The organism is Pseudoalteromonas sp. J2K-J979 (assembly GCF_058169715.2).
In genome coordinates this window covers 2388054-2413859 of the sequence record NZ_CM200281.1, presented here as the reverse complement: position 1 = coordinate 2413859, position 25806 = coordinate 2388054, and the positions used below count along the sequence as shown (strand labels likewise).

22 protein-coding genes are annotated in these 25806 nt (G+C 40.9%); 12 read left to right on the top strand and 10 right to left on the bottom strand.

Features of this window, described 5'->3' with window-relative positions; all coding sequences use genetic code 11:
• Window positions 1–19 precede the first annotated feature (19 nt).
• From AC3KVK_RS11160 to ilvC, 4 genes are all read right to left on the bottom strand, one after another.
• On the bottom strand, window positions 20–1192 hold the full coding sequence (locus AC3KVK_RS11160) for a tetratricopeptide repeat protein (RefSeq protein ID WP_490312830.1): 1173 nt from the start codon (window positions 1190–1192) through the stop codon (window positions 20–22).
• Between the two features lie 115 nt (window positions 1193–1307).
• Complete coding sequence (locus AC3KVK_RS11155) at window positions 1308–2204, bottom strand: Dyp-type peroxidase (RefSeq protein WP_490312829.1); 897 nt, start codon at window positions 2202–2204, stop codon at window positions 1308–1310.
• 12 nt (window positions 2205–2216) lie between these two features.
• Window positions 2217–4133 (bottom strand): methyl-accepting chemotaxis protein, encoded by a 1917-nt coding sequence (locus AC3KVK_RS11150; RefSeq protein WP_490312828.1) that lies wholly within the window; start codon window positions 4131–4133, stop codon window positions 2217–2219.
• A gap of 157 nt (window positions 4134–4290) precedes the next feature.
• A complete protein-coding gene (gene ilvC, locus AC3KVK_RS11145) occupies window positions 4291–5766 on the bottom strand; it encodes a ketol-acid reductoisomerase (protein WP_490312827.1) in 1476 nt (491 codons plus the stop codon).
• Window positions 5767–5911: 145 nt separating this feature from the next.
• Between ilvC and ilvY the strand changes: the two genes are divergently transcribed.
• The 9 genes from ilvY to AC3KVK_RS11100 all read left to right on the top strand — a co-directional run bounded on the left by ilvY (window position 5912) and on the right by AC3KVK_RS11100 (window position 16665).
• The gene (gene ilvY, locus AC3KVK_RS11140; RefSeq protein WP_490312889.1) at window positions 5912–6814 is read left to right on the top strand and encodes an HTH-type transcriptional activator IlvY; all 903 of its coding nucleotides are present in this window, start codon (window positions 5912–5914) and stop codon (window positions 6812–6814) included.
• A gap of 85 nt (window positions 6815–6899) precedes the next feature.
• Window positions 6900–7703 (top strand): MipA/OmpV family protein, encoded by an 804-nt coding sequence (locus AC3KVK_RS11135; protein ID WP_490312826.1) that lies wholly within the window; start codon window positions 6900–6902, stop codon window positions 7701–7703.
• A gap of 7 nt (window positions 7704–7710) precedes the next feature.
• Window positions 7711–8082, top strand: coding sequence for a DUF3019 domain-containing protein (locus AC3KVK_RS11130; protein WP_490312825.1), 372 nt, complete (start codon window positions 7711–7713; stop codon window positions 8080–8082).
• A gap of 17 nt (window positions 8083–8099) precedes the next feature.
• Entirely contained in the window at window positions 8100–8786 is a 687-nt protein-coding gene (locus AC3KVK_RS11125) for a response regulator (RefSeq protein ID WP_490312824.1), read from the top strand.
• Window positions 8787–8789: 3 nt separating this feature from the next.
• A complete protein-coding gene (locus AC3KVK_RS11120; RefSeq protein ID WP_490312823.1) occupies window positions 8790–10034 on the top strand; it encodes a sensor histidine kinase in 1245 nt (414 codons plus the stop codon).
• 241 nt (window positions 10035–10275) lie between these two features.
• Window positions 10276–12018: a DUF4856 domain-containing protein gene (locus AC3KVK_RS11115; RefSeq protein ID WP_490312822.1), complete on the top strand. Its 1743-nt coding sequence runs from the start codon at window positions 10276–10278 to the stop codon at window positions 12016–12018.
• Between the two features lie 87 nt (window positions 12019–12105).
• Complete coding sequence (locus AC3KVK_RS11110) at window positions 12106–13392, top strand: imelysin family protein (RefSeq protein WP_490312821.1); 1287 nt, start codon at window positions 12106–12108, stop codon at window positions 13390–13392.
• Window positions 13393–13401: 9 nt separating this feature from the next.
• On the top strand, window positions 13402–15597 hold the full coding sequence (locus AC3KVK_RS11105) for a TonB-dependent receptor family protein (protein ID WP_490312820.1): 2196 nt from the start codon (window positions 13402–13404) through the stop codon (window positions 15595–15597).
• A 69-nt stretch (window positions 15598–15666) separates the two neighbouring features.
• The gene (locus AC3KVK_RS11100) at window positions 15667–16665 is read left to right on the top strand and encodes a sterol desaturase family protein (protein WP_490312819.1); all 999 of its coding nucleotides are present in this window, start codon (window positions 15667–15669) and stop codon (window positions 16663–16665) included.
• 24 nt (window positions 16666–16689) lie between these two features.
• On the opposite strand, the gene AC3KVK_RS11095 is transcribed toward AC3KVK_RS11100, so the two are convergent.
• The 4 genes from AC3KVK_RS11095 to AC3KVK_RS11080 form a co-directional block, all read right to left on the bottom strand.
• Window positions 16690–18147, bottom strand: coding sequence for an aminoacyl-histidine dipeptidase (locus AC3KVK_RS11095; RefSeq protein ID WP_490312818.1), 1458 nt, complete (start codon window positions 18145–18147; stop codon window positions 16690–16692).
• 10 nt (window positions 18148–18157) lie between these two features.
• The gene (locus AC3KVK_RS11090) at window positions 18158–18394 is read right to left on the bottom strand and encodes a DUF3820 family protein (protein WP_490312888.1); all 237 of its coding nucleotides are present in this window, start codon (window positions 18392–18394) and stop codon (window positions 18158–18160) included.
• A gap of 105 nt (window positions 18395–18499) precedes the next feature.
• A complete protein-coding gene (locus tag AC3KVK_RS11085) occupies window positions 18500–18784 on the bottom strand; it encodes a hypothetical protein (RefSeq protein WP_490312817.1) in 285 nt (94 codons plus the stop codon).
• Between the two features lie 330 nt (window positions 18785–19114).
• Window positions 19115–20689 carry a cation:proton antiporter domain-containing protein gene (locus tag AC3KVK_RS11080; protein WP_490312816.1) on the bottom strand — a complete coding sequence of 525 codons (1575 nt, stop codon included), beginning with the start codon at window positions 20687–20689 and terminating at the stop codon, window positions 19115–19117.
• Between the two features lie 351 nt (window positions 20690–21040).
• On the opposite strand from AC3KVK_RS11080, the gene AC3KVK_RS11075 reads away from it, so the two are divergent.
• From AC3KVK_RS11075 to AC3KVK_RS11065, 3 genes are read left to right on the top strand one after another with little or no spacing between them, the layout of a single operon-like run.
• Entirely contained in the window at window positions 21041–21784 is a 744-nt protein-coding gene (locus tag AC3KVK_RS11075; RefSeq protein ID WP_490312815.1) for a sporulation protein, read from the top strand.
• 38 nt (window positions 21785–21822) lie between these two features.
• On the top strand, window positions 21823–22434 hold the full coding sequence (locus AC3KVK_RS11070; protein WP_490312814.1) for a rhomboid family intramembrane serine protease: 612 nt from the start codon (window positions 21823–21825) through the stop codon (window positions 22432–22434).
• Complete coding sequence (locus AC3KVK_RS11065) at window positions 22434–22889, top strand: GNAT family N-acetyltransferase (protein WP_490312813.1); 456 nt, start codon at window positions 22434–22436, stop codon at window positions 22887–22889. Before AC3KVK_RS11070 ends, AC3KVK_RS11065 begins: the two co-directional genes overlap by 1 nt.
• Window positions 22890–22947: 58 nt before the next feature.
• Here the strand turns inward: AC3KVK_RS11065 and AC3KVK_RS11060 are convergent, their stop codons facing one another.
• Window positions 22948–24297, bottom strand: coding sequence for a sodium-dependent transporter (locus AC3KVK_RS11060; protein WP_490312812.1), 1350 nt, complete (start codon window positions 24295–24297; stop codon window positions 22948–22950).
• Window positions 24298–24507: 210 nt separating this feature from the next.
• Window positions 24508–25803: a HAMP domain-containing sensor histidine kinase gene (locus tag AC3KVK_RS11055; protein WP_490312811.1), complete on the bottom strand. Its 1296-nt coding sequence runs from the start codon at window positions 25801–25803 to the stop codon at window positions 24508–24510.
• Between the last annotated feature and the right edge of the window lie 3 nt (window positions 25804–25806).

The window sequence follows — 25806 nt, the reverse complement described above, 5'->3', positions numbered from 1 at the left end:
CAAATAAATAAAGCTAATTTCAATAGTTTATCGCTGCGCTTAAATGAGAAAGCTTACTTTGATAGCGCTCAATATCAAAACTAAACTTTGCACTTCTATGGGCTTGTTTTAAATAGCGCTCAGCGAGTGCAGTATCACCAAGCTGGAAGTAACTTCTTGCTAGGCCGAAATATGACTCATGACTTTTATTATCCAAAGACAGGGCTTTACGATAATGGCGCATTGCCACTTGATATTCATTATGGATGTAAGCCTCATTGCCTTTAGCAACATGATAATAGGGGTTAGATTGTCGTTTTAACTCAAGATCACGCTGTATCACTTGAGCCTGTTTCTCACGGCCAGTTTGTGAAAGTAAAATGGCTAAGTTACCTTTAGCGGTGTTATTGTTTTCGTCGAGTTCTATTGCAAATTGATATGCTTGCTCGGCAGCATTAAATTGATTGTGTAGTTTGAATAAAATACCGATATTTCCCCAAGAGCCTGAGTAATGTGGCGCGATATCAATGCCCGCTTTAAAATAGCTAAACGCAGTATTGTATTGTTGGTTTACGAGAGCTTGCGCACCTTTGTTGTTATAAAACATCGCAGTGATGATTGATTTATCAATAAATTGTGTTGGAAACCCTTCTTCGCGCGAGGTTGGATCAAAATCAACCGTGAGGCTATCAGCATAATTATAGAAACGTGTCACGCCATCTTGAGATTCAAAAGCGTGGCGATTAATTTTTAAATTTACATGACCGGTCAGCATATTGTAGCCTTGATCGAGTGACCAATATTCAGGGATATAGACGCGCTGAAAGCGTGAGTCTAACTTAAGCTCTTCAGCGAGCGCATGCGCTAAAATTGATAAAGATAAACAGTTTGCATTTTGTTGGCTAAACGTCTGAGTAGCAGTAAGTGTTGAGCCTGAAACATAATTGAGCTTATTTGTTGAAGATTCAAAGATAAACGCCAGTAATTCTCTGGTCATAATTTTTGCATCGGGAGAGTGATGGATAGACTGATGAAACTGCTCGATGATTTCTGGAGAAAGGGTAAAAATTTCCTCGATTGACTCAACTTCATGTTGCTCAAACAAGACATGGCTGAAAATATTAGGTGGTGTTAATGGAGTTGGTGGAGGCGAACTTTGACAACCAGTTAACGATAAAACACTACAAAAACAGAACAATAATTTGATATTCATCAGACACCTCACCAAGTATGACGTTGTATGAGTGAGTTTAATTTTTACTCATCTATGTTAACTATATAGTTAAATTCATATTTTTGCAGTGATAGATTGTTACATAAGGTTTCGTTTAGCTTTGAATGATTGTTGTAAGCATCTTTTCACTCGGGGCAAACCAAAAAGAACCAGAAACAGGCTGTGAAAAGTCTAATAATCGGTCAGTAATGCCATCAGGCGTTAATCCGTACATACTGTCGAGCAAGACATTAAATCGGGACAACTGGCAAGCAAACCCTAGGAAATATAATCCTTGGTTGGTGGCATTTGCGAATGGCATACTGCGTCGATACATTTTTTGCGCGACATCATTTACCGTTAGGTCGGTGCGGCTAACATGTGAGTTGCTTGGCATGGCTTCACCAGATAATTCAATTGAATCAACTTTTGTACGACCTATGATTTGCTCTTGTTCACTTACCGGCTGGTGGTGGAACTTATTCAGCTGGTGGTGCCAGATTTGTCCGAGAATAAAACTCCCTCCTGCCAGTGGGTGATTTTTATCAACCAGCGCAGCTTGCTGCTTAGCAATGAAGTCTTTGGGATTAGCTGAGCCATCCACAAAACCTGTTAAGTCACGGTTATCTCGATACTTAAAACCACTGCACTGATGAACGATGTCCAGAGCGCTCACCATGATCGGCTGTAAGTAGATCAGTGATTCAGCTAAGAGGTTTTTGTCGTTGCTATGCAACCATAAAAATAAGTCTGTTTGTGTTGCTGGCGCTTGATGTCCAACGGGACTTTGACGAGATGCATAAGCACCAAAGACCGTTTTATCAGCATCGGTTAAAGCGAGCCATAAATCGGGACCAAACCCAATGACGAGTTCAATCTCACTCAATTGTTGCTTGAGTGTCGCAAGCGCCAGTTTTAGCTGTTTAAGTGTGACTCCTGCTTTTCTTTTATATTCGATTACTTCAAAGGATGTGCTTTGTTCGGCAAAAATACCGGATTGTGGATGGGCCATTTTTTATCCTTATTATTGATCAAGTTTAAAAGAGTCGACGAGGCCATCGAGTGATTGGGCTGAATCTTTTAAAGAAGCAATTGCGCCGGTCACCCCTTGTTGATTGTGTACGGCTTCTTCGTTGATACTGCTTATTTGTTCGACATTCTGTCCAACTTCGCTCACAACTTTACTTTGTTCTTCAGTGGCTGTAGCTATGACTGTTGCCATATCGTTGATTTGACTGACCATATCAACAATGTCTTTGAGCTCGTTTACGGCTTCGTCCATTGATGCAACACTAATATTGGCCGTTTGTTGTGATTGCGCAATATCGTTGACGACGTCATTTGATGTGTTATTTAGTTCAATAATGGTTTTTTGAATTTCATCCGTCGAGATGGATGTTCGTTTTGCAAGCTCTCGGACTTCATCTGCCACAACAGCAAAACCACGGCCATGCTCACCAGCGCGCGCAGATTCAATCGCGGCGTTGAGAGCGAGTAAATTAGTTTGTTCAGAAATACTGCGGATCACATCAACAACAGAGCCTATTTGCGATGTTTTTTCAGCCAAAGCATGGATCTTAGTACTGGCAAGTTCAATATTTGCAGCCAACTTGGTGATATCGTGTTGGCTTTGACTGACACGTTGCTGAGTTGAAAGGACATGCTGGGCACTTTGTTCAGTTAGTTTGGCTGCATGGCTAGCACTGGCGGCAATTTCTTGTACCGTCGCGCCCATCTCATTAATCGCTGCTGCGACAGACATTGTTTGATCTTTTTGTAGTTCAATTTGATCCGCATTAACCTGAGATTGACTATAGACAGCTGCTGAAGCTTCTTTTATTTCATGGCTTTCTGTGGATACACGCTGCATCGCATCTTCAATTTTATTAAGAAATAAATTAAATCCTCGGCTCAATTGGTTCAACTCAGGTTGGTTACTATCTGGTAAACGATAATTAAGGCGGGCCTCACCGGCACCCAGTTCAGTAAACAGTTGAGTAATTTTTTTCAGTGGGGCACTGATTGTTGACGCTAATAACAGCCCAAAAATACTCGCTATAATGGCCACCACAATTGAAATAGACATGATTTTCCACGTTAAGCTGTCCAGAGCTGCGAAAACCTCATTTTTAGGTACTTGTGCAACAATATAGAGATCGGTGTTTTTAACTGGACTCGTGGCAATTAAGTGAGGCTTATCCTCGATGAGCAATTCGCGATAAGCAAAATGTTGGCGTTTGAGTAATTCACGACTCAGTGGCTGCTGATAAATCTGATCGATGGTTTTTTTTGCGACTAATTGGTCGTCTTTGTGGAGTTGAACCAAGCCCTCTTTATTTACTAAATAAACAAAGCCTGTTTGTTCAATTTTAAATTGCTGCAAAATTGATTGCATATCGTCAATGCTTTTCGCTAATCCAGCCAAGCCGATGCCATTAGTTTGTTGGTGGTTAACAAACATTTTTACATCGCCCCGACTTTCTTGATAAATACTGATCAGAGAGTTTTGAGGGGTTTTCAGGAACGAAAAAAACCAACCATCTTGTTCAGAATTGAGTACCCGTAAAAACCCATCTTGATTCCAGTATTGGTTGGTCTGGCGATTGGCCCATGACGCGGTCACAAGGTCATACTGGCGGACTATACGGTTGAGCTCTTTAAGCAACAGGGAGTCGTCTTGTTGAGAAGGTTGAGAAGCCCACTCTAATACAAATTCATTACTGGCGAGTTGCTCACTCGCCATAAGTAACAGATTAATTTCTTTTGCTAAATAATTATTTATTTCTTCGACTTTACTGGGTAACTCAGATTCAATCATTCTTGTTTCGATGATGTTTTTGGCCGAGTAAATGGCACTGGTGCCAATTAACAATGCAACTACTATCGCCACAAGGGTTGCGACTAGAGCCACTTTTTGTTTGATTGAAAGGGTAAACGACAACTTTTTATACCTAATATGAATAGCAATGTTGGTTACTTTAACACGGTTATTTTGTTGTGTTTACTGCAAGAAGGGGGGAATCAGTCTCTAAAAAAGAAAAAAGCCTAATATCAGGGAGTTATTAGGCTTGGGACTTAACAAACGAAAAGTTTAAATGTTAAACAATGGGTTTCATTGCAGACATATAGCCACGCAATGTAGTACCAATCACTTCAACAGGGTGCTCACGTAAGGCTTTATTTACTGCTATGAGTTTGGCATTGTCGACACCAGTCGAACTTAACTGCAAGCCTTCACCAATCACATCTGTTTCGATATTTTTCATGAAGTCAGTTAACAGCGGCAAGCATGCGTGGTTATATAGATAACAGCCGTACTCAGCCGTGTCTGAAATGGTACGATTCATTTCAAACAACTTTTTACGTGCAATCGTATTGGCGATTAACGGTGTTTCGTGTAACGATTCATAATAAGCTGATTCTGCTTTGATACCCGCGGCAGTCATGGTCTCATAAGCAAGTTCAACTCCAGCTTTGACCATGGCAATCATTAAAATGCCTTTATCAAAGAAGGCTTGCTCATTAATCGCCTCTTCGGTGTTTGCTTGTTTTTCGAATGCCGTTTCACCGGTTTCAGCACGCCAGCCAAGTAATTTAGCATCATCTTCAGCCCAATCAGCCATCATGCCTGATGAAAACTCACCGCTGATAATGTCATCCATATGTTTGTTATATAAAGGGCGCATGATTTGTTTTAGTTCTTCACTTAACTCAAAGGCCTTTATTTTTGCTGGGTTTGTTAAGCGATCCAGCATATTGGTGACACCACCATATTTTAATGCTTCAGTGATGACTTCCCAGCCATACTGGATAAGCTTTGATGCATAAGCAGCATCGATGCCTTTTTCGACCATTTTGTTGAAACACAAGATAGAGCCAGTTTGCAGCATGCCACATAAAATGGTTTGCTCGCCCATGAGGTCTGATTTTACTTCTGCAATAAATGAAGACAGTAACACACCTGCACGATGGCCCCCAGTGCCAGCTGCGTAAGCTTTGGCTTGCGCTAAACCTTTACCTTCAGGATCGTTTTCAGGGTGAACGGCAATTAAAGTCGGCACACCAAAACCACGTTTATACTCTTCGCGTACCTCAGTGCCAGGACATTTTGGTGCCACCATAATAACGGTGATATCTGGGCGAACTTGCATGCCTTCTTCAACAATATTAAAACCATGCGAATAGGCAAGTGTTGAGCCTTGTTTCATTAATGGCATGACCGCATTAACCACTGAAGTGTGCTGTTTGTCAGGGGTAAGATTTAATACTAAGTCAGCGGTTGGGATGAGTTGCTCGTATGTACCCACTACAAAGCCATTATCAGAAGCATTCAGAAAAGATTGACGTTTTTCAGTGATGGCTGATTCACGTAATGCGTAACTCACATCTAAGCCAGAGTCACGTAGGTTTAACCCTTGGTTTAAACCTTGTGCTCCACAGCCTACAATCACGAGCTTTTTACCAATTAATACGTCAACACCATCAGAAAATTCTGAGGCATCCATAAATTCACATTGGGCTAATTGCGCCAATTGTTCACGTAGGCTTAAGCTATTAAAATAATTTTTCGACATTTGTTAAAATCCTTGAAATCTTGGCAACGCTGCTTTCAGGTTGCGCTTAAGTTCAATGTAAAGAATAAATAGCCTTGCGTAAAATGATATATTTGCACTAGAGTGTTCCATAATATGAAATATAGACTTTGCATTTTTCCTTATGATTGACCAACGAACATTACAGTTATTTTTAGCATTAGCTGAATCACTCCATTTCGCCCGAGCAAGTGAGCGCTGCCATGTTAGCGCCCCAACTTTAAGTCGCAATATAAAACAACTTGAAGAGTCATTAGGCGTTGATTTATTTTTACGCGACAACCGCACTGTGCGTTTAACTGCGCATGGGAAGGCATTTATTGAATATGCAAAACTGTCCTTACAGCAATGGCAACAGCTTAAACAGTCATTTGAGCAACACACTGAGCAGCTTGTCGGTGAGTTGAGTCTGTTTTGTTCGGTGACGGCTTCTTACTCTTTTTTATATAAGTTACTTGAGCAATTTAGACTTAACTACCAGCAAGTAGAAATTAAGTTACACACAGGTGATCCCGCGTTAGCGCTCGATCGAGTGCTGGCTGGGCATGAAGATATGGCCATTGCAGCTCGCCCGGACCATCTACCAGCTAATTTAGCATTTTGTTCTACGGGTTACTCAAGTTTGCAATTTATAGCCCCAATAGGCCATGGTGAGATAGCGCAGCAGTTGGCAAGTTGTTATCGCGATAAAAAGGAGATCCCTTGGCAATCTTTACCTTATATCGTGCCTGAGTTGGGTTTAAACCGTAAGCGTTTAGAAGGTTGGTGGAAAAAAATGAATATCAAACCATCAATTTATGCGCAAGTAGCGGGAAATGAAGCGATTGTTTCGATGGTGAGTTTAGGGTTTGGGATTGCTTTGGTTCCACAAATTGTACTAGATAACAGTCCCTTACAAGATAAGGTGCAAATTATTTCTGCGCCGTTTCAGCCCCCAGCATTTGAAATAGGTATTTGTGTTTTACGAAATCGTTTACAAGACCCACTGATCACCGCCATGTATCAAACCGCGCAATCGATGAGTGTTTAAGCTTTTTGTTATTGTTTGTAACGGGCTAATGCTTCGTTGAGAGGGATTTGCTAAAGTAGCGTGATTGATATTCACCGGTTTGAAGATGCGTAATTCTCTTTTTGCTTTGCTTTGTGTATTAAGTTTGTCTGTGCAAAGCGACAACAATGATCTTGAAATAGCTACATGGCATGTTGCAGTCGGGGTTGGCCTTGGCTCTGCAACTAATCCATTGCATGGTGGTGACGATATACCGTTAGTGATTTTACCTGATTTAGCTTACTACGATGAGCAGTGGTTTTTTGATAACGGTGTCCTTGGCTATTCCTTTATGCATAACGAACGGTTTGTGATCAGTGCCATAACTGAACTCAACCCAGAAAATCGTTTTTTTGTATTTTGGCATCCGGCTAATATTTTCCTCAATACCTATAGGAGTTCAGAGCTTTTACTTGAAGACTCGATATCCATTGAAGCGTTAGAAAAAAAACGTTGGGCATTGGATGCGGGCTTTGAATATCAATATTTCGCAAATGATTTTGTCGTGCGAATTGATTGGCTGCATGATATTACGGGTGTGTATAACAGTGACCGAGCAAGCGTCGAGTTCGAAACTGAGTTTTTAGTGGGTGAGCTATTGATTAACCCAATGCTTGGTTTTCAGTACCGAAGTCAACCGTTAAATCAATATTATTATGGTATTGATCCTCAACTTGAACTGGGGCAATTTTATTTGGCTTCTCATAGTCTTTCGCCATATGCGAAGCTGCAGCTCACTTGGCCGTTTGCACAAGATAAAGCTGTATTTGTTCGTGCCACCTTTGATGATTACAGCCGAGTAAGCGAGAGTCCTTTGTTTAAAGAAGATCATGCATTGAGCATATTTGTAGGATTGAAATATATTTTTTAGAGCGCTGATGGCGATTTTGGTGGCACTAAGCTTAGTAAGTTCAGCATTAGAGGCCAAGACTGAATCTGCAATATTAGTAGTGACACCCAAAATTTGTGCTGTGGATAGCATCACTTCCCACTGCGATGTCAATGTCGTTGTTCAGTGGTCAAAACAGAGCAAGGATGAAGTGTGTCTGTTTGAAAATAATAACGTTGTTCAATGTTGGCAAAATCGAGAAATTAATTACCACTATAAAGCGAGCATTCAGTTTGACACCGTATATTTGTTATCACAAACGATGCAAGGTGAAGTGCTTGATAAAGTAAAAGTACAAGTACAAAACAGTCAAATAAAGCCACAAAGGCGAAGACTGCGCTCTCCTTGGAGCTTTTTTTAATGGATAAGGGGATCTTGATGGCGCATATATTATTAGTTGAGGATGACTTATCGCTTCAGCAGTTGACCAAAGAGTATTTAATTCATAATGGCTTTTCTGTCGCGACAACCGCCAATGGCGACGAAGTTATGGCGGAGTTACATGAGAAAATGCCTGATTTAATGATTCTAGACGTGATGTTACCAGGAAAAGATGGATTCACGGTGTGTCGTGAAGTTCGGGATAAATTTAACGTGCCCATTTTAATGTTAACAGCTAAAGGAGAAGACTTTGATCAGGTGGTGGGTTTAGAGTTTGGTGCAGACGACTACGTCATCAAGCCGGTTGAGCCAAGAGTGCTGCTCGCTCGGATCAATGCTATTTTGAGGCGCAAACAGCCAATAAAGGCCACTGAAGAATTAGCGTTTGGTCAATTGCGCATTGATAAAACGAGTAGGCAAGTATTCTTACAACAGAAAGAAGTGGTACTTACCTCCCATGAGTTTGAACTGCTCTGGTTATTGGCTTCAAGTGCAGGTGACGTACTGAATCGAGATTATGTTCATCAAAAAATGATTGGACGTGAATACGATGGCCTAGATCGGACTGTAGATGTTCGTATCTCTCGATTAAGGAAAAAATTAATCGATAATACCGATCGGCCATATCGCATTAAAACAGTATGGGGACAAGGATATTTGTTTGTCTCAGACGCATGGGATTAATACATGGGTAAACTGTTTGGCAGCTTATATTTATACATAATCGTGTCATTATTATTACTCAGTGGGGTGGTCGAAAAATTTTGGCCCCACAAAGAAGGGGAGCAAGCGCTTATGCTGCACCCCGAATTCTCTCAAAGCATGACTTTATTACTGACTCACCCTGATGGTCTGCAACAAATTCAACGACATTATCCCAGTGCAATCTTTCAAGCCAATGAGATCACCTTTTTACCAGCACAGCAAGCGCAATTAGCTAATGGTGAAGCCGTTGTGCTGTTTAACCAGCAACAGCAAGCGAGCTGGTATTTTCTACTTCCTCAACAACAAGTATTACAACTCGGGCCAATTAATGTTGTGGCACCTAATTTTGACTCGAGTTGGCCATATTTAATTATGTTACTGCTTATTGGCTTACCGATTGGATTATGGAGTCTTTGGTTATTGCGAGATTTTAATAAGTTACAACATGCCTGTGATAATATGGTTGCGCCTGAAAATGCTGAGCTGACTTCAGGATATAACTCGGCTTTGTTACCTATCACCGATATTTTACGGGCATTGCAAAGGCGGATAAAGCAGTTGTTGAGCTCTCAGAAAGAACTTACATCAGCTGTTTCCCATGAATTTCGTACCCCTTTGGCACGCCTAAAATTTGCCATAGCAATGCTAGAAGAGCACCCGCTCAATGAAGAGCAATACAAATACATTGATGGCATGACGCGCGATATTAGCGAATTAGAATCATTAGTCACGGAAATGCTTAATTTTGCCAAGATGGATCGTGAAACCCCAAAGCTTTGCTTAAGTCATGTAAATTTAACCGAACTTGTTGCTAAAACGATAGAGAAATTACAGCTTAATCACGGCTTATCTTTGCAGCTAATGCGCTCAGAGCCTGTGTACTATCGCTGCGATGCGCATTTTATTTCTCGGGTGCTACAAAATTTGATTGGGAATGCAATTAAATACGCTGATACCTGTGTACAAGTCGACGTAATCCAGCAAGCAGATCATATAAAATTAATCGTGAGTGATGATGGGGTAGGCATTAACCAGCAAGACTGGGAACAAGTATTTAAACCCTTTATTCGACTTGATAAAAGTCGAGATAAACAGAAAGGAGGGTTCGGATTAGGGCTTGCAATCGTGAGTAAGATTATTGAATGGCATCATGGAGCACTGTACCTTCAACGTGGATCACTCAAGGGGGCGTCCTTTGTGGTCGAATTACCACTGAATAATAACTAGTATTTACCTGAATTTTATATATTTTTTAGGTTTGTTGAAATATCCTCACTTTTCTTGACGTTTGTAAATTTTATTTCTATTTTTATTGTCACTATAAATCAAATGCTTAGCTAAACAGCACCAGATTTCAATGGTTTTAACTCTAAAAAGCAAGGTAAATGATATTGATTCTCATTGGTATATCTATATAATCTGGCTCAATAAAAAGTTCTAACCAATTATTTTGTAAAAGGATAGTCAGATGATGTTACGTAAAAGCTTATTGGCCTCAGCAGTTCTTGCAGCAACGTTAGGTTTAACCGGTTGTGGTGGTTCAAGCGATAAAAAAGACCCTGTCACTCCACCAGTTACTCCGGTAAATCAAGCACCAACAGCAATTGCTTTATCTGTATCTTCAGACTTTTCTGAAGATATGTTAGGTGTGGTTGTTGGTCAGTTATCTGCAACAGATGATGCGACTTCTGGATTGACTTTTGCGACTACTGACGCTCGTTTTAACATCACTGATGGTCAGTTGACCCTTAAAGATAATTTAGCGCTTAATTTTGAAGACGCAGCAACAGTCGATGTTGAAGTGACAGTGACTGATGCTGGTGGTTTAACCTTTACTGATACCTTAACAATTAATGTTGTTGATTTATATGCGCAAAACGGTGTTAATGTGTATGAGTTTGCATCAACCTTTACAGACGGCTCGTCTGTTTCTTACACAGGTCAAATCGCTCGTCATGCATTATCTGCAGAAATTAAAAAGTATATGAGTACGGTTTCTTCAGATGTTGCTAGCTACACAGCAGAGCAAGTAAGCGCTCAGTTGAATGCACTATGGGGTGATTACGCTGCAGTATCAGAGTCAAATATGACTTTCCTCGGAGACTTAACTAACTTTGAACAAAAAACATTTGCAGATATTTCAGGTTCTGGAAAAGAGTTAAGCGGCAAAGTTGCTGGCAATGATGGCGCTAAAATGTATAAAGATTGGTTAGTCGAAGGTAACTTTATCGGATGGAATGACTTCGGTACACAAGCTAAAACACCTGAAGGCTTAGTTAAACATTTCTTTGACTTATTTGTTGCGCAAGTAGCTAAAGTAAACAGTGGTGAAGCGAATAAAGTAGCCGGTACAGATGTGATTATCCCTGTACACATCACACCTGAAGGCTTAGATTTAGTTCAACTGGTTCAAAAGCATACTTTAGGCGCCGTGATGTTTTCGCAAGGAACGGATGACTACCTTCAAGAAGGTCTAAATTCAGATAACGTTCAAGATGGCACAAAAGCATATACTAAATTGGCTCATCAATTTGATGAAGGTTTTGGTTATTTTGGCGCATCTCGCAATTACTTAGAGTATTCTGATAAAGAAATTGCTATTAAAGGCGGTCGTGATGAATTCCAAGGTCAAAACGATATCAATAGCAATGGTACCATTGACTTAGGCGCAGAATTTGTATGGGGTAATTCATCAAATGCCGCAAAACGTGATTTAGGTGCAACCAATCCAATCGATATCACAGCTGAAGCAATGACACACTTTATTGCTGGTCGTAAAATTTTAGCAGATGTAGTGGGTACGCCATTATCTGATGAGCAGATGGCCCAATTAAAAGTACATGCAGAAGCGGCTTCATTAGGTTGGGAAAAAGCCATCGCAGCAACCGTTGTACATTATATAAATGACACGATTGCAGATTTAGCGGTTATCAAAACGGGTGAATTCACTGCAGATCAGTTCTCAGCATATGCTAAACATTGGGGTGAAATGAAAGGATTTGCATTGAACTTACAATTTAGCCCGTATTCACCATTTGCTCATACAGAAACCGCTGCAAATGCTGAATTTTTGAGCTTGCATACGTTCTTTAAAGATGCGCCAGTACTTGAAGCATCAGCAGTGGATGCGTATGTAGCACAATTGATTCAAGCGCGTGATATTTTACAATCAGCGTATAGCTTTGATGCGCAAACTACTGCTGATTGGTAATTGAAATTTTATTAATAAGAAAAAGGTTAGTACTCTAGGGTGCTAACCTTTTGTTGTAATTTACGATTCAAAAATTTAGGAATGACGATGCTATTTTCTCGAAAAATGAAACCACTCGCAATCGCTTGTGCGTTAAGCGTTATTTTAACGGGATGTGGTGAAAGTACCTCTAGCACCAGTGGCCCAGATTTTGGTAGTAATCAACCTGATCCAGGGCAAGGTGGCACCACGTTTGACGAACGTGCCTTATTAACAAACCTCGTCGATAACGTCATCACCCCAACTTTTGTTGCCTTTCAAACTAAAAGCGAACAAAACATAGCTGCGGTTTCTGCTTATTGTGAGCTTGAGCAGCAGATCAGCGTTGGCAATGAAGTGGAAGCACAAAGAGACGAAGCTTATGGATTGGCAACGCAATCGTGGCAAGATTTAGCACAAATATGGCAACACGCTGAGCTGATGCAGTTAGGTCCTTTAGTCGAAAACGACAAACAGCTGCGTAATGTTATTTATTCATGGCCGTCGAAGAGCCTCTGTGGTATTGACCAAGATGTGGCGTATTTCGAAGATGGCATGATTAACCTAGATCCAAATAAACCATTTGATATTAAAGATCGAACCGCTAATCGTCGCGGTTTGATTAGCTTAGAGCACTTACTATTTAATCAAAACTTAGCTCATAGCTGCTCGATTGCGAATGATGCGTTGGCTGATTGGGATATGCGCCCGGAGCAATCTCGTAAAGTAGCCCGCTGCCAATTTGCTGTAGAAGTGGCTAAAGATTTACACGATAACGCCACGGTATTAGTTGATAACTGGTCGGCAGACAATGGTTATGCCGATGCATTAAAGTCAGCGGGTCAACCAGGAAGTCAATTTGAATCAGCTCATCAAGCGGTGAATGTCATTTCAGACGCGTTGTTTTATTTAACCGAAGAAGTGAAAGACAACAAGTTGGCAGTGCCTCTAGGATTAGGGCAATTCACAAATTCATGCGGAAAAGTAGCGTGTCCTCAAGATGTTGAGTCAGGCATTGCAAATGCGTCATTGGCGTATATTACTGCCAATATTGCTGCTTTTGAGCAATTATTTTTAGGTCAAGGCTCAAATGCCGAAAATACCACTGGTTTTGATGATTTTCTTGACCAAGAAAATGGCACGCAAGTTAAAGAAGCTATGATGTCAGGCATTGCCAACGCGAAGGCGGCGATTACGGATATTAATGGTAACCTGCAACTAGCCTTAATCGATGAGAATGAAAAAGTGGTTAATACCCATGATCAGGTAAAAGGGATCACGGACCAATTGAAAAATGATTTCATCAATAAATTAGCGCTGGAATTACCAAAAACATCTGCCGGTGATAACGATTAAGGGCCCACAATGAAAAAAACAGTACTCGCGGCCAGTATGGCGGCTTTATTCTCGACACCACTTGTTTATGCTCAAGCTGAAGCTGGTAAAGCAGCGGCTTCAGATTTAGAACACATTCAAATAATTAGTCACCATGATCGCTTGCGCACTGAGTCTGGCTCTGCCACTTTATTGACAGAAGTTGAACTTGAGAAGTTTGAGTATGATGATATCCATCGTATTTTATCCTCAGTACCAGGTGTGAATATTCGTGAAGAAGATGGTTATGGTCTGCGTCCAAATATCGGTTTTCGCGGTGTCACACCAGAACGCAGTAAAAAGATAACGATTTTAGAAGATGGAGTGTTAATAGGTCCTGCACCGTATTCAGCACCAGCAGCCTATTATTTTCCAGTCACGACGCGCATGACAGCGGTTGAAGTATTTAAAGGCCCAGCGGCAATTAAATTTGGTCCCCAGACTGTAGCTGGCACCTTAAATATGGTGACGCGTCAGGTGCCTGATATGCAAGAAGGTGGACTAGATATTGCCGCAGGGCAAGATGGTTATCAAAAAGTACATGGCTACTATGGCAATGCGATGGACGACCTCAGTTTTTTAGTTGAAGGAGTTCATCTTGGTGCTGATGGCTTTAAAGAACTAGATGGTGGCGGTAATACGGGCTTTGATAAAAATGATTTATTAGCGAAAGTCCGTTATCAATTTAATGCAGCAGGGTTTGATCAAAACGTTCAACTTAAACTGTCGTTTGCTGATGAAACATCTCATGAGACCTATTTGGGTTTAAGTGATGATGACTTTGCAGCAACGCCTTATCGTCGCTATGCGGCTACTCAACCTGCTTTGATGGAAACTGAGCACCAGCAGTTGATGTTCAGCCACAACATGAGCAATGAGCAGTTTAGCTTAACCAGCCGTATATACCGTAACGATTACGAGCGCGCTTGGTTAAAACTTAATAAGTTAACTAATACCAGTGCTACGTTATCTGAAATCTTGGCTGAGCCGTCAACTTATCAAACTGAGTTTGGTGTAATTACTGGTGCCCGAGATTCAGTTGTTAGCGGCGAAACAAGCCATAACCTGATTATGGGCACAAATGATCGCGAATATTATTCCCAAGGTATTCAACTTGATGGTACTTGGCGTTTTAATGCTTTTAACTTCGAGCATAAATTATCGTTTGGTGCGCGTTACCATGAAGACGAGATTGATCGTAAGCATTTTGAGCAAGTATTTTTAATGGAGTCGGGCTTTACACAAGAAATTGCAGATAGCCGTTATGATACGACGCAAAATATTGAGCGAACTGATGCATTGGCTGTATATATTGAAGATGCTGTCACGATTGAGAAACTGACGGTGACAGCGGGTGTTCGTGGTGAGTTTATGGACATGCATTATCATAACAAAGCCAACCTTGATGAATGGCAAGATAAAAAAACACGTATTTGGTTACCGGGAGTCAGTGGTTTTTATCAATTTTCCGATTCGGCAGGGATGTTATTTGGAGTTCATCAAGGCTTCGTGCCATCAAGCCCACAACAAGGGGATGACATTGAGTTAGAGAAAAGCGTCAACTACGAGTTTGGTGGACGTTTCAACGATGGGATAACTCAGTTTGAAGTCGTAAGTTTCTTTAACGATTACAGTAACCTTAAAGAGAGCTGCTCACAGTCTAACTGTGGTGATGACACTCAGCTTGATACCGAGTTTAACGGCGGTGCGGTCAATGTATATGGTGTCGAGACACAATTTGGTCAACGCTATCCATTAAATATGCAAATTGAAATCCCTTATAGTTTTGTTTACACCTATACCAAAAGTGAATTTCAAGAAGCTTTTAACTCAGATTTCGCACAGTGGGGAGAAGTCCGTAAAGGGGATGAGCTCCCTTATTTACCCACTCATCAAGCGACCTTTAACTTAGGAATCGATAGTGATGTATGGCGCATCAATATGGCGTTAAAATACATAAGTGCCATGAATGAAGCTGCTGGTCGTGGTGTCGCGTTATCAGGGATTAAAACGGATGCTTCAACAGTGATTGACGTCTCCGCGAGTTATGATATTGGGCAATATGGTCGGATTTACGCAAAAATCGACAACATTACCGATGAAGCTGATATCATCAGTCGTCGTCCTTATGGAGCGAGACCGAGTAAACCAAGACAATTTTCAATTGGCTATAAATACCAATTTTAATTGTCTTTAAACAAGGTGCTTCGGCACCTTGTTTAATTTATGGCCTGACTAAATTAAAGAGGAGACTCTGTGCTTGAAGTTTTAAATAATAGTATTTTAGCCTTGCCGAGTTATTTCACTGATGCAAATAAGCGCATTTTTATTGGCTATTTGGTTTCGGCTTGGTTGATGGCCATTCCGGTTTTTTTAGCTGCCACCTCTCGTCAAGCTGAACGAACATTTACCCACTTTATGAAGTTTGTGTTTCCTAAACGCATTTGGTTACACGACAGTGCAAAGCAAGACTATGTACTTTGGTTGCTGAATAAATTCCTGAAAACGTTATTGTTCGGACCCATTGTTTTGACTATGGTGCCAGTGGCGCTCTTCATCTCTGATGGACTTGAAGTGTTATTTGGTACATTGACCCCTTTTGCTTGGTCGAAAACTTCTATCATCGCGATTTTTACTTTTGCTTTATTTATTGTTGATGATCTCACGCGTTTTTTACTCCATCTTGCGCTCCATAAAATCGATTTTCTTTGGCACTTTCATGCAGTTCACCACTCAGCAAAAGTGCTTACGCCGTTTACTATTTATCGGACTCACCCGGTTGAAAGTTATCTTTATGCGTGTCGAATGGCTATCGTACAAGGCAGTGTGGTTGGTGCTGGTTATTATTTATTTGGCGGTACTTTAAGCATGTTTGATGTGTTAGGCGCTAATGTGTTTGTGTTTTTATTTAATGTATTTGGCGCAAATTTACGACATTCGCATATTTGGCTCAGTTTTGGGAATAAAATCGAGGGGCTGTTGATTAGTCCAGCACAGCATCAAATTCACCACAGCAACAATCCTCTTCACTTTGATACAAATTTAGGTTCTGCGCTGGCTATTTGGGATCGTATTTGTGGCACGCTCATTAAAGCTTCTGAAGTTAAGGAGATAGAAATTGGGATTGGTCAGTATGATGTTAAACATAACTCAATTGCAGAAATCTATTGGCGACCAATCGTTAATGCATTCGGTTCTTTTAAACCAAAACACACAACGGGTTTACGTGATCCGAAGCATAAAAAAACGCCGTAGAGGCGTTTTTTTATGCTAAAAAGATTACGCTTTTTCAGGAATTGCTTTTAATACATTGACCAATAAGGCAAAAAATGGCGCAACTGTATCGATTTTCACTTTTTCGTCGGGGGAATGCGGAAAACGAATAGTCGGGCCAAATGACACCATGTCCCAATCGGGGTAGGCATCTTTAAATAATCCACATTCTAACCCTGCATGAATGACCATGATTTTAGGCAATTCACCAAACATGCCTTGGTACGTCTCTCGCAACAAATCTTTAATCGGGGACTCTGCTTTGGGTTCCCAGCCTGGATAAGCGCCTGTGCAAATGACATCTGCACCCGCTAACTCAAAATTCGAGGTGATCATCAATTGTGTATTGGTGCGAGCAGAGTCGATGAGTGAGCGCACTAAACACATGATATTAATTTGCTCGGCATCAGTTGTAATAACCCCTAAGTTTGTGGAGGTTTCAACCACTCCTTCAACTTCATCACTCATGCGGATCACACCATTGACACAGGCATTCACAGAGTTTATTAAAGCGTGCTGACTTTGCGTGCTTAATTGATCGACTGGGTGTTCACAAGGCGAAATAGAAACGACAATATTTGTTTCAATGGCACTAAGCTCAGCCTTGAGTAGTTGATTATAGTCTGCCACTGCAGCCTCTAACGCAGAAATAGAGAGTGTGTCACATAAAATTATTGCTTGGCTTTCGCGTGGAATGGCGTTACGAAGTGTTCCTCCTGCAAAATTATGGATAGCTAAATTCAGCCCAGAAAACAGCTTAAAAAAACGGGCGAGTAGCTTATTGGCATTGGCACGACCAGTATGGATATCAACTCCAGAGTGACCACCTTTTAAGCCTTTAATGCTGAGCAAAAAAGCCTGTTGACTGGGGTTGCTCGGTTGTCGTGTGATTGGCAAAGTCACATTCACGTCTATGCCTCCAGCGCAGCCCATATAGACTTCGCCTTCATCTTCCGAATCAGTGTTTAAAAGAATTTCCCCCTCAAGCCAGCCGGCCTCTAGCCCAAATGCGCCTGTCATTCCTGCTTCTTCATCAATTGTTACAAGGACTTCAATCGGGCCGTGGACTATATCTGTACTTTGTAGCACGGCTAAACATGCACTCAGACCAATGCCATTATCAGCGCCAAGGGTAGTACCGTTAGCTGTGACCCATTCACCATCGACATAAGCGTCAATCGGATCGGTAACAAAGTTATGGATTTTATCTGCATTTTTTTGCGGCACCATATCCATATGTGCTTGTAGTACCACCCCTTTTCTATTTTCCATACCGGCAGTGGCCGGTTTTTTAATGATTAAGTTCCCGACTTTATCTTCTTTTACGGATAAACCTAAGTCTGTTGCAAAACGTTGGATCCACGCTGAAATTTGCTGTTCATGTTTACTTGGATGTGGAATAGAGCAAATTTTTTCGAAAATTGTCCAAAGTGGTTGGGGTGAAAGCTCGCTAAGTGTCGTCACAGGGATACCTTTATGAATGTTTTTTTGAACGAGAAGTCTGTTTGAGTAAGGGCATCAACATCCCTTCAAGACCGTTGAGTTTTACTTCGTAGATCAGTGCCAGCTGTTGCCCGAGTTTTGAATCTGGAAAGCCTTGTTGCTTAAACCAAACTAAATAGGGTTCAGGCAATAATAATAGTGGACGGCCAGCATGTTTACCAAAGGGCATCAAAGTGTTTATTGCTTCATTTAGTGCGGCATTATCCATCATTAAACCCCAAAAGAAAAAAGCCCATTATAATGGGCTTTTGAAAGAGAAAATAGACCAACGGGGCATAGTTGGTCTATTTACGAGACAGTAGGGTCTCGATATTTAGTGTAAGATAGGCCGACCGTGTCGATAAAAGCCATGCTGATTAAGTTTTGTTTTGATCGCTGGGTCATCTAAATTCATAGGGATTGGCTCGGCGCGTAAACTGTGTTGCATGGGGACGTGATATAAATCGAGCATCTTTTGGAATAACACTTCACGCAATTGCATTGGGCTTATGCCTCTATTTTGAATCGTATCGAGCTCTTGCTGCAAGCGAACAAGTAATTCTGCATTAGCATCCGCAGCGACAGCCTGATGCTCTATATTATTGTCTTGCTTTGCCATAGGTGCTCCCAGTTATTTTAATGTTACAAAGTGTAACAAAATAGTGAGTAATTTAGTTTGCGCTTCAAATCGTACCTTTTTCGTATTTTTGTGTAAAAAATAGATACTTAGCTGCGTTCAGTGGGAGTAAGTGTACGATGTTTGTGCAAGGTAATGCCAATTTGCATGTAAATGTTTGTAAATAGAATTGCTCTGTTGTTTCGGTTTTATTTACAAATGAAAGGCTAACTGATTGAGATGAAATAAAAATAATTATCAGTACCATAAATAGGGGCTGATAATTATTTTTATATACGTGGCGTTCACTCTTTGTGAGAGGGGAAAGCCTGACTATTTAGGTGAAAAATGTTCCTTAACATGCTCCGCAAAACCCGTACCGGCTTCGAGGTAAAAGTTATAGGTTGAGTTTACTCCTAAGTCTTCGAGTTCTTTTTGTTGATCCGGATAATTGGCGATAGCTGTAATTTGCCCATTAAAACCCGATGCTTTAATTTGCTCTAACGCAAACAAATTTTGCACATGTTTAGGCATAGCGAGCATGACCATTTCAACTTCTGAATGGTTGATTCTTTGCCAAAAGTCCGGATCGGTTGCGTCAGCTAAAATAGCAAAGCGCCCGCGTTTAAGCTGTCGCTCAACACATTCTGGATTAATATCTACCCCGGCGACATTATCTGGGTATGTTTGCGCGATTGTTTCATAAGCGCCAGTACCGATTCTACCCATGCCAAAAATCAGGATTTTAGTTTTATTTAAATTGACGGGCATTTCTTCGGCTAAGCGTTTATCGGACTCGAATTTGAAGAGCCAGTTTTCTAATTTGACATAAATGTCATTCGCGCGGTTATTCAAAGGCGAGGCGATAATGAAGGTCAGTGAGACGGAAATCGCAACAACAGCAAGCCATTCTGGGGTCAACCATTGATTCGTCGCAGCAACGGCACAAACGATAAGCCCGAACTCACTGTAGTTTGCAAGGGTAAATGCACCGAGTAGGGAAGTGCGCGCGCGTAGATGAAAAATATTTGTAAGTACATAATAAAGGGCAACTTTAAGTGGCAGCACTAACACAATTAATAAGGCAACGATCAATGCTTGGGCGGTGAGTTGAGCGTTTAGTCCAATACTTAAGAAAAAGCCGACCAGCAGTAAATCTTTAAAACTCATTAATGATTTAGCAAGTTCCCCCGCCTTTTTGTGTGAGGCAAGCAGCATACCAATAATAAGTGCGCCTAAATCCCCTTTAAGGCCTGCAAATTCAAATGCGTGATAGCCAACGACCAGAGCGAAGAAAAAGCCAAAAAGCGGCAGAACTTCACCGTGCTTAGAGCGCGCTAAGATCCAAAAGAACACCGGACGAACAAACAAAAGTGCGACTATTAGCGCAATAGCCCATATATTAGGCGTTTTACCTGTACTTACGGCTAAAAATAGTACGGCAAAAATATCTTGCATAACCAAGATACCAATCGCAATTTTACCATGTAAGCTGCCCATTTCACCGCGTTCTTCCAGAACTTTTACGGCAAACACAGTGCTAGAGAAACTAAATGCGAAACCCAGAATAAGCGCTGATTCGGCTGAAAGGTCAATAAATAATGGCAAGCCAAAATAACCTAATGCTAATAGAAAACCAGAAAAAAGAGCACTGCTGATGACGATGTGAAACGAAGCGGGTGCCCAAACTTGTAATTTTGTGAGGTTTTCTACTTTAAGCTTCAAACCAATGCTAAATAGCAACAGGGTGACGCCGAGGGCGGCAATGGTTTCGAGTATTGGCGTGCTTTTGTATCCAGCTAAATTGAGGATAAAACCCGCTGCGAGAAAGCCAATTAATGGTGGAAGTTTAAGCTGTAAAATGATGAATCCGCATACAAACGCGGTTGCAAAGAAGATTAGTTCCATATCTCTGTTTTTTGATTACTTTTTTTTAGTTTACCTAACAATGTTCGAGTTTGTTAGTGAAGATTGAAAATAGTCACTATTGCCAGGCGTTATAGGCTCAATTCAAACAGTTATCAGCCGAAATAGCCGATAAAGTGACTTCAGAGCTAGTCGAATAGATTATCTTTAGCTGTGTTTACTTTAAGCGATTATTAGAGGGGGGTTCCTGTAAGCCTCTTTAAAATAGCTTCCATTCGCTTATTTAGTCGCCTATTGACTGAAAATAAACCTTAATTTACATAATTTTCACTGACAAGCTGGAAAAAATATGGTTATTATGCAAATCAAAGGATGACATAACAGGAGTACACTATGTTTAAAAAGATCCTCGCATCTATAGGGGTAGGTGCTGCCAAAGTTGATACCGTATTACAAACCGAACATTTACATCCAGGGCAAAAATTTAGTGCAGAAATCATTATCTTTGGTGGTGATGTAGAGCAAGAAATTACAGGCTTAGAACTCTCTTTAATGACTAAAGTGAAAGTCGAAAGTGAGGAAGGAGATTACTTTGCAAATCATGTGATTGACAAGTGGAAAATTGTGGATAGATGCACGGTGGCACCAGGAGAAGAAAAGCGTATTCCTTTTGAAGCTCGTTTACACTCAGAGACACCGATAACAGAAATTAATTCGGGTTTGAATCAATGCCAAGTTTGGCTAGCGACGGGCTTAAATATTGATATGGCGCTTGATCCGACTGATAAAGACCCAATTTATGTCTACCCAAATGAAGCTGTACGCACTTTTATGCAAGCTATGGAGCGTTTAGGTTTTAATTTAGTTAAATCGGATGTTGAAAAAGGATTCTTAACTGCACCGAGCTTTCACTCTACATCAGGCTGTTATCAAGAAATCGAGTATCGCCCAACGGGTATGAGCGTGTTTGGTATCCGTGAAGTTGAATTGTCATTTGTTCCAGAAATGCACAAAACACATGTCTTGATAGAGCTAGATAGAGCCTTTAGAAGTGATGGGTATGTTGACCTTACAATTGAACATGATCAAGTCAATTTATCCAAGTTATGTGATCAGCTCGAACGTTTACTTAAATAAAATAGGGTGCTTTGGCACCCTGTTTTGGTAAGGTTTTTATGAAAAAACCGCAATTTACATTTATTCCTTTTATCGCTTTTGTCTGCGTTAGCCTGATTAGTATTCACATCACGAATATTTTATTTGGCATGCAGTTGAATCAATTTGGTATCTTACCTCGTCATATTGATGGGCTTGTGGGTATCATTGCTCACCCCTTCTTGCACGCAAACTGGCAACATTTAATACAAAACCTCATCTCGTTTAGTATTTTGGTCGGCCTAGCTTGGCCTTTGAAATCTTCTCGGATCCCGTGGGTGATAGTGTTAACGACGTTAGGTGAAGGTGTATTGGTGTGGCTGTTTGCAAGAGAGTCATTTCATATTGGTTTGAGCGGTGTCGTCTATGGCTTATGGGCTTATATTCTGATCTTTGCTGTCTCATTGCGCAGCTTTAAAGCCCTGCTAATAGCTATCGTTGTGATGTTTTTGTATGCCTCGTTTATCTGGGGACTGTTACCGATGATCCCTGGAATGAGTTTTGAAACACATCTTTTTGGTGCATTGATGGGAGGCGGCCTTGCCCGCTACTTTGCAAAAAAAGATAAACAAGCGTTATTGAAGAATGATTTACGCTACCAGGCAGAGCAAGCATTAAAAGGCAAATCTTAATGTATGAAATACAAACAAAAGCGTTTCAAGAATTAACGACAACAGAGCTCTATCAGTTACTTAAACTGCGCGTTGATGTGTTTGTTGTAGAACAAGCATGTGCCTACCCTGAGCTCGATGACAAAGACACGACAACTGAAACCCTGCATATTTTGATCTATGAGCAAGATCAGCTCGTGGCTTATGCGCGCTGCTTAGCGCCAGACGCCAGTTTTACCGATGCGAGTTCAATAGGAAGAGTTGTTGTTTCAGAGCAAGCAAGAGGTAAAGGTCTCGCAGAAGTTTTAATGACACACGCAATTGAGTGTTGTCGCGGTAATTGGCCCATGAATGTTTTAAAAATTTCGGCGCAAACATATTTGCTGGGATTTTACGGTCGATTGGGTTTTGAGGTGTGCTCGGTGCCTTATTTAGAAGATGGCTTGCCTCACCAAGACATGAAATTAATAAAGTAAAGCGCGTTGATAAAGCAATGAAAAATGTACCTTTTTCATTGCTCTAATTTTAGGTCGATTAGATGATAGAATTGATAAACACTAATCCAATGCATAACGGGCAGACATAGCGAATATACCAAGGCCAAATTTTCCAAAACAAGGTGCTCTCTGTATTTTCATTACCTTGTTTGATTTCATTTAATAGGCCACCGCGGTTCCAAAACCAACCAGCAAAGATACAGCACATTAAGCCAAGCAAAGGTTGTCCGTATTGCGTGGTTAAGGTGATCACGAAACCAAATAATGCAGCAAAATTAAAGACAATCGTAAAACTGATAAGTGCGATGATGCCGCCTATTGTCCACGTCGCTTGTAATCGGTTCATGCCAAATTTTTCAACTGTATATGAGACTGGCGCTTCGAGCATTGAAATGGAAGAAGTCAACGCAGCGATACTCATTAAAGCAAAAAACGCAAAACTAATTAACAATCCAATACTTCCCATACTGTCAAAAAGAGCTGGGAGAACTTGGAATACCAGAGTGTCTTCAGACAATAGTGCCCCGCTGTCAGAGAATATTTGCACACCTTGAGCTTGTGCAACATACATCGCAGGAATAATTAATAATCCTGCGACAAAAGCGATAAACACATCAATCAATGTCACATACGCACCCAGTGAAACTAAGTTTTCTTTTTTACTGATGTATGAGCCGTAAATAATCATGACACTGGTGCCCAGAGATAACGAAAAAAACGCTTGCCCGAGTGCACTAACCAGTAGTTCAGCTTCAAAAATACGTGAGAAATCAGGAACTAAGTAGGCTTGTAGGCCTGTCATTGCGCCATCTTGCGTTAGTACATAGGCAATTAATGAGAATAAAATAATTAATAAAGCAGGCATTAAGCGCTTTGACCATTTTTCGATCCCATTTTCTACGCCGCGGCTGATAATTGCCACTGTTAGAATAATAAACCCAGCAGTAAAGAGTAAATCACGGCTTAAAGATTGGTTGGTCAGCCAACTGGCAGTTTCAGTCTGTCCTGCAAATGTAGCAAGCGGTTCAATTGTGGCACTCATCATCCAACCCGCGACTATGGCATAAAAACTTAAAATCAACGCTGCACACACGATGCCGCCAAAGCCAACTGTAAAGGCTGCTTTATGGCCAAAGCCTGGTTTAGATATTTTTCGTAGCGCGCTGACGGCATTGGCTTGTCCGTGTCGACCAACAACAAGCTCAGCCATCAGAGCAGGGTAAGCAAGACAAAAAGCTAACACTAAATAAGCTAGAACAAATGCAGCTCCCCCATTTGAGGCTGTTTGTGTGGGAAAACCCCAAATATTTCCAAGGCCCACAGCAGAGCCTGCTGCGGCCATAATAAAACCAAATCGGGAACTGAATTCCCCTCGGATCGCGCTCATAATTTTTACATTCTCATTTTTATAACGGCGGTCACAATCTACTTGAATTAACTTTAAATAAAAAGGGCTATTTGTTTGATTCAGCTCAATTATATCTGTAAGAAATTAGGGTAGGTCGCATACACCATGTAAGCAAATACACACACTTGTCTAACATATTGATAACAAGGCGGCTTTGTTGCCTTTTCATCAATTCATCTGTAAGTATTTTCATACAGGTGTACGTGGGCTTTTTAATGGTAAAGTGATGGTAAAGCGGGCGCCGGATAACAAATTGGATTGATCCACACTGATAGAGCCAAAATGCCAGTCGATGACTTTAGCGGCGATGGCCAAGCCTAAACCATAGCTCTTATCGCTTCTATTTCGATGGTTTTGTTCTTTAAAAAATGGCTCGAAGACATGTTGCCAGTTATTTTTAGCGATTCCTGGGCCATCATCTTCAATATAAATATAGGTAAAACGTTCCGTTTGTTTAGCTGTTAACCTGAGTTGACTGTGAGCAAAGTCGCAACCATTTGAAAGTAAGTTAACAATAGCACGACCGAGCCAATGGAGATCAGCTTGAATAGTGATGGCATCGCAATCAATCGTTAGTTGAATATTTTTATGTTGTAGTTGCGGGGTGATTTGTTGTTTCAACGTGACAAAATATTTACTTAACTCAATGTCGTGAAAGTTAATTTGATAAGAATTTTTTTCTAAGCTTGCAAACTCAAGGTAGGTTTTTAGCATACATTCCATATGATCTAAATCGGTTTCCATACGAAGGAGGTATTCATTCTTTTTAGTGATATCAGAGCAATCTATTGCGGCATCAAGTCCAAAACGTAGGCAAGCTACTGGGGTTCTAATATCGTGTGACAGGCTTGATGCGAGTAGCTTGTTTTCTTCCATTAGTTTTTGTATTTGCGCCGCCATTCGGTTAAATGCAACTTCTACATCTGTGATATAAGTAAATTTACTCAATTTAATGCGTGCGGATAAATCGCCGCTGGCAAACTGTTGGGAAGTTTTATAGAGCAGGCTCAAACGTTTAGTCAACGGTGATAGCCAGAGCCACATCAGTACACACACACCAAAATAAAAAGATAGAGTGAGCAGTAAATCAAGACGGCGGGTTTTTGCATCAGGTTTAGTTAAACGCAGTTCTAAATGGGCATCTGCGAATGTAGGGTGAGATTTTAATAAGTAAAAACCTATTTCATCCTCGAGCATTAAGCCCCCAGGGGTGGTTAACTCGTTAAGTAAACTTTGATGCAAAGCTAAATCGCTGTTTTGGTTATAAATTAGGTTTTGGCTAAAATGTTGTGCAAGTAAGACTGTTGCAGCAGGTTTATCGTGACTAAGGGCAACTTGCTCTGCAAAGCCATCAATTAGTTGCTTTTCAGCAATAAATTCATCGATTTGGTTGACTTCGATCTGGCTGAACGTATCAATTAACCAACCAAGCGCGAATAATGAAATCAGCGCACTTAATAACAGCGAAATATACAGCTTTTTCATGGT

Excerpts from the sequence above, each read along its gene's own strand:
- AC3KVK_RS11085 (WP_490312817.1), bottom strand. The coding sequence starts at position 18,784 with ATGGCAAAGCAAGACAATAATATAGAGCATCAGGCTGTCGCTGCGGAT.
- AC3KVK_RS11155 (WP_490312829.1), bottom strand. The coding sequence starts at position 2,204 with ATGGCCCATCCACAATCCGGTATTTTTGCCGAACAAAGCACATCCTTT.
- AC3KVK_RS11125 (WP_490312824.1), top strand. The coding sequence starts at position 8,100 with ATGGCGCATATATTATTAGTTGAGGATGACTTATCGCTTCAGCAGTTG.
- AC3KVK_RS11065 (WP_490312813.1), top strand. The coding sequence starts at position 22,434 with ATGTATGAAATACAAACAAAAGCGTTTCAAGAATTAACGACAACAGAG.
- AC3KVK_RS11105 (WP_490312820.1), top strand. The coding sequence starts at position 13,402 with ATGAAAAAAACAGTACTCGCGGCCAGTATGGCGGCTTTATTCTCGACA.
- AC3KVK_RS11115 (WP_490312822.1), top strand. The coding sequence starts at position 10,276 with ATGATGTTACGTAAAAGCTTATTGGCCTCAGCAGTTCTTGCAGCAACG.
- AC3KVK_RS11075 (WP_490312815.1), top strand. The coding sequence starts at position 21,041 with ATGTTTAAAAAGATCCTCGCATCTATAGGGGTAGGTGCTGCCAAAGTT.
- AC3KVK_RS11080 (WP_490312816.1), bottom strand. The coding sequence starts at position 20,689 with ATGGAACTAATCTTCTTTGCAACCGCGTTTGTATGCGGATTCATCATT.
- AC3KVK_RS11120 (WP_490312823.1), top strand. The coding sequence starts at position 8,790 with ATGGGTAAACTGTTTGGCAGCTTATATTTATACATAATCGTGTCATTA.
- AC3KVK_RS11060 (WP_490312812.1), bottom strand. The coding sequence starts at position 24,297 with ATGAGCGCGATCCGAGGGGAATTCAGTTCCCGATTTGGTTTTATTATG.
- AC3KVK_RS11055 (WP_490312811.1), bottom strand. The coding sequence starts at position 25,803 with ATGAAAAAGCTGTATATTTCGCTGTTATTAAGTGCGCTGATTTCATTA.
- AC3KVK_RS11135 (WP_490312826.1), top strand. The coding sequence starts at position 6,900 with ATGCGTAATTCTCTTTTTGCTTTGCTTTGTGTATTAAGTTTGTCTGTG.
- AC3KVK_RS11130 (WP_490312825.1), top strand. The coding sequence starts at position 7,711 with ATGGCGATTTTGGTGGCACTAAGCTTAGTAAGTTCAGCATTAGAGGCC.
- AC3KVK_RS11110 (WP_490312821.1), top strand. The coding sequence starts at position 12,106 with ATGCTATTTTCTCGAAAAATGAAACCACTCGCAATCGCTTGTGCGTTA.
- AC3KVK_RS11160 (WP_490312830.1), bottom strand. The coding sequence starts at position 1,192 with ATGAATATCAAATTATTGTTCTGTTTTTGTAGTGTTTTATCGTTAACT.
- ilvC (WP_490312827.1), bottom strand. The coding sequence starts at position 5,766 with ATGTCGAAAAATTATTTTAATAGCTTAAGCCTACGTGAACAATTGGCG.
- AC3KVK_RS11070 (WP_490312814.1), top strand. The coding sequence starts at position 21,823 with ATGAAAAAACCGCAATTTACATTTATTCCTTTTATCGCTTTTGTCTGC.
- AC3KVK_RS11090 (WP_490312888.1), bottom strand. The coding sequence starts at position 18,394 with ATGGATAATGCCGCACTAAATGAAGCAATAAACACTTTGATGCCCTTT.